This window comes from Microcystis sp. LE19-41.2A (genome assembly GCF_027530405.1).
GTDB classification, from domain to species: domain Bacteria; phylum Cyanobacteriota; class Cyanobacteriia; order Cyanobacteriales; family Microcystaceae; genus Microcystis; species Microcystis aeruginosa.
This window is the reverse complement of sequence record NZ_JAPZQJ010000034.1, coordinates 1-4083: the sequence shown is the minus strand read 5'-3', so window position 1 is coordinate 4083 and position 4083 is coordinate 1. Positions and strand designations below refer to the sequence as shown.

At 46.9% G+C, this 4083-nt stretch carries 4 protein-coding genes; 3 read left to right on the top strand and 1 reads right to left on the bottom strand.

Going from position 1 to position 4083, the window contains the following annotated elements:
- The first annotated feature begins 624 nt into the window (after positions 1 to 624).
- Both groES and groL read left to right on the top strand, forming a co-directional pair.
- Positions 625 to 936: a co-chaperone GroES gene (groES, locus tag O9290_RS01795; protein ID WP_072926587.1), complete on the top strand. Its 312-nt coding sequence runs from the start codon at positions 625 to 627 to the stop codon at positions 934 to 936.
- A gap of 46 nt (positions 937 to 982) precedes the next feature.
- Positions 983 to 2608, top strand: coding sequence for a chaperonin GroEL (gene groL / locus O9290_RS01790; protein ID WP_002755764.1), 1626 nt, complete (start codon positions 983 to 985; stop codon positions 2606 to 2608).
- 388 nt (positions 2609 to 2996) lie between these two features.
- On the opposite strand, the gene O9290_RS01785 is transcribed toward groL, so the two are convergent.
- A complete protein-coding gene (locus O9290_RS01785) occupies positions 2997 to 3206 on the bottom strand; it encodes a hypothetical protein (protein WP_108935274.1) in 210 nt (69 codons plus the stop codon).
- Between the two features lie 246 nt (positions 3207 to 3452).
- Here O9290_RS01785 and O9290_RS01780 point away from each other — a divergent pair, with 246 nt between their 5' ends.
- Positions 3453 to 3746: a hypothetical protein gene (locus O9290_RS01780; RefSeq protein ID WP_002759475.1), complete on the top strand. Its 294-nt coding sequence runs from the start codon at positions 3453 to 3455 to the stop codon at positions 3744 to 3746.
- Positions 3747 to 4083: the final 337 nt, after the last annotated feature.

Here is a 4083-nt window from a genome sequence, read left to right as displayed (position 1 = left end):
TGGGAGTGATCAGGGGGAAATTCAGGGACTTTTTCCCTGAAAATTAGGTAATTGACCCCCTCAAAATCGGTAAAACCCCACACCCCACACCCCACACCCTACACCCTGCCCCTAGGAAAAACTTTTTGCCGCAAACCCTAAATAGGGCTGGCTGAATAAATGTGAAATGTAGGCATGGTAAGGGTTTTGTGGCTTTTCTTGCGAAACAGGTGCAAGATTTTGAGAGAATCGTGCTTCAAAACCTAGCGTCTTCATCGGCCCGCGTCCTGTAGGGGCGAAGCATTCGGATAGAAAATCTACGGTTTCACCGATAGGTTATTGCCCGAATGCTTCGCCCCTACTTTTTCAGCCGACCCTAAATAGAGCATTTAATTGATTAATGCTCATTCTTAATTCTCCTGACGACCGACTCCTGAATACTGACTCCTGAATACTGAATACTGACTCCTAACCCCACCAACAAACTTATTCAGCAAACCCTAGCTTAACACCATAGTTCGGAAACCCGTACCGATCGAGCAGTTGTCAGGGGGCCTTGTATTTCGGTAAATTAGCACTCGGAAGGTAAGAGTGCTAATCTGGAAAAGACACTTACCAAAATACAAGAGAAACGGAGGATATTCCATGGCTGCAGTCAGCATCAACGTAACTACTGTTAAACCCCTAGGCGATCGAGTTTTCGTTAAAGTTAGCCCCAGCGAAGAAAAAACCGCCGGTGGCATTTTCCTTCCCGACGCCGCGCAAGAAAAACCCCAAATCGGGGAAGTCGTGACCGTCGGCACTGGCAAACGCAACGATGACGGCAGCCGTACCCCTGTGGAAGTGGGTGTGGGTGACAAAGTTCTCTACTCCAAATATGCCGGAACCGATATCAAACTTGGTGGCGAAGAATACGTTCTCCTCTCCGAAAAAGACATTCTCGCCGTCGTTTCCTAATCATCTACCCTTGAAAACCCCTATTTTGCACGAATAACGATACATTATGGCTAAATCTATTATCTACAACGAAGATGCCCGTCGCGCCTTAGAAAAAGGCATGGATCTTCTGGCCGAAGCGGTAGCTGTCACCCTTGGACCCAAAGGTCGTAACGTCGTCCTCGAAAAGAAATTTGGCGCACCCCAAATCGTCAATGATGGCATCACCATCGCTAAAGAAATCGAACTGGAAGACCATATCGAGAACACTGGTGTGGCTTTAATTCGCCAAGCCGCCTCAAAAACCAACGATGTAGCGGGTGATGGTACTACTACCGCCACCGTTCTCGCTCACGCTATCGTTAAAGAAGGTTTACGCAACGTCGCCGCCGGTGCTAACCCGATTTCTCTGAAAAAAGGTATCGATAAAGCTGCCGATTTCCTCGTCAGTCAAATCGCCAAACACGCGAAACCCGTAGAAGATTCCAAAGCGATCGCACAAGTGGGCGCTATCTCTGCCGGTAACGATGATGAAGTCGGTCAAATGATCGCCTCGGCCATGGATAAAGTCGGTAAAGAAGGCGTAATTTCCCTAGAAGAAGGGAAATCGATGACCACCGAACTAGAAATCACCGAAGGGATGCGTTTTGACAAAGGTTATATCTCTCCCTACTTTGTCACCGACACCGAGCGCATGGAATGCGTTTTTGAGGATCCCGCTATTCTGATTACCGACAAAAAAATCGGTTTAGTACAGGATTTGGTTCCCATTCTCGAACAAGTGGCCCGTCAAGGCAAACCCCTAGTAATTATCGCCGAAGACATCGAAAAAGAAGCTTTGGCAACCCTAGTGGTTAACCGTCTGCGCGGTGTTCTTAACGTCACTGCGGTGAAAGCTCCTGGATTTGGCGATCGCAGAAAAGCGATGTTAGAAGATATCGCCGTCTTAACCGGTGGTCAAGTAATCAGCGAAGATGCGGGTTTAAAACTGGAAACCACCAAAATTGACAGCTTAGGTACGGCCCGTCGTATCACCATGAACAAAGATACCACCACCATCGTGGCCGAAGGCAACGACGTGGCAGTGAAAACCCGTTGTGAGCAAATTCGCCGTCAAATCGAGGAAACCGATTCTTCCTACGATAAAGAAAAACTGCAAGAACGTCTGGCTAAATTAGCCGGGGGTGTGGCAGTGATTAAAGTCGGTGCCGCTACGGAAACGGAAATGAAAGACCGCAAATTGCGCCTAGAAGACGCAATTAACGCCACTAAAGCAGCCGTAGAAGAAGGTATCGTCCCCGGGGGTGGTACTACTTTAGCTCACCTGGCTCCCCAATTGGAAACCTGGGCTAAAGAAACCCTCCAGCATGAAGAATTAACCGGTGCTTTAATCGTTTCTCGCGCCATTGCTGCCCCCTTAAAACGGATCGCTGAAAATGCCGGCCAAAACGGTGCAGTTATTGCCGAACGGGTGAAAGAAAAGCCCTTTAATGTCGGTTATAATGCCGCTACCGGTGAGTTCTCCGATATGTTTGAGGCGGGTATCGTTGACCCTGCGAAAGTGACTCGTTCTGCCCTACAAAATGCCGCTTCTATCGCCGGTATGGTTTTAACTACCGAGTGTATTGTTGTGGATAAACCGGAAAAAGAAAAATCCGCTCCTCCCGCCGGCGGTGGTGACTTCGACTATTAATAATTAGTCTGTTTTTTCTTGACTCGATCGCTTAATTGCGATCGAGTTTTTTTTGATGAAAAAATATCACTTCAGGTTAGGGAAAGTACAATTTTATCCCCGGCGCTTTTTCCTTGCGGTAAAATACTGATAGCTCGATCGGGTATCCCGATTTACAGCCCGCCATGCGGAACAAATCTGGATTGTTAAGTAGGTAGGCGTTAAAAGTTGTCAGACACCCCCCTTATCAAGGGGGGATTAAGGGGGGATCCCCCCGCCTATCGGCACCCCCCTTATCAAGGGGGGCAGGGGGGATCAAACCTAAAATCCATTTTTAATTTAATTATAACCAGCTACTTATCTGTCACCAATACCCAATTATTTTCTATACATTGAGCAGCAATCCATTTCACCACTCATTGACATCTACCTGACGACATTCTGTTTTAATGGCTTGTTGTAGTTCTTGTGCCTCTGAATCGCTTAAAATGCCTGAAAAATTGGCTAGAGGATGACTGTTGCCTGTTGCCTGAACTCGATGTAAAAAATCTAACACGGTTTCTATTAGATCATCAGGTGCTTGTTCGAGTTCTTGAATTAATTGTTGACGATGGTTCATAGACAGTCTGAACGAGTAATACAGTAAATGTGATGGCTACCTTGAATTCTCAATGAGGTTCTCAAATTTTGGCAAACCTTTTCCCAGAAATAGATCTTAATTGACTCATCTGAATTTCGGAGATTATTCGATCGCCTAGTAATATTGTAGGCTGATAATCGTTGCCGTTGCCTCTGGATTGGTAATTCTGCCATCTTTCGGGAGTGATAGAATGCGAAGTATCCCCCGCAACAAGGAATTTAGTTTATGAGTCAATCGGGAGAAACCGTCACCTATTCCCTAGAAGCCATCCTGACGCGGATCGAGGGAAAGATCGATCGAATCGATGATCGCCTGACAAAACTAGAGGTAGGACAGGCAAAATTAATCGAGAAAGTCGAGGGAATGGATAAGCGGTTAGAAAGGCTAGAAAACGAACAATCGGGGCTAGTTAAGGATATATCCGATTTAAAAGGGGCGAAATCGCTGATTATCCCCGTAACCGTCGCGATTATTACCGCCATACTCACGGTTTTCCTTCGCTCTTTACCCTCTCCCTAGACGAATCGCGCCCGGCCTAGAAATTGCCAAGTGTAGCGGAACGATCGCCAGCTGGCGGGGGTTAGGGAGATGGGCAGAAATTCCTTTTCCATTCGCCCGCAGGTAAGCTGTTGACTATCTAGGGTCTGCTGAATAAATCTAAAAACCTTGTTGGATAAGACTTTTAGACTTTTTTTTCCTCAAAAAGTGCCAGCCGTTGCGGGGATCGGGGGGAAAATTCAGGTACTTTTTCCCTGAAAATTAGGTAATTGACTACCTCAAAATCGGTAAAACCCCACACCCCACACCCCACACCCCACACCCTGCCCCCAGGAAAAGCTTTTTCAGCAAACCCTAT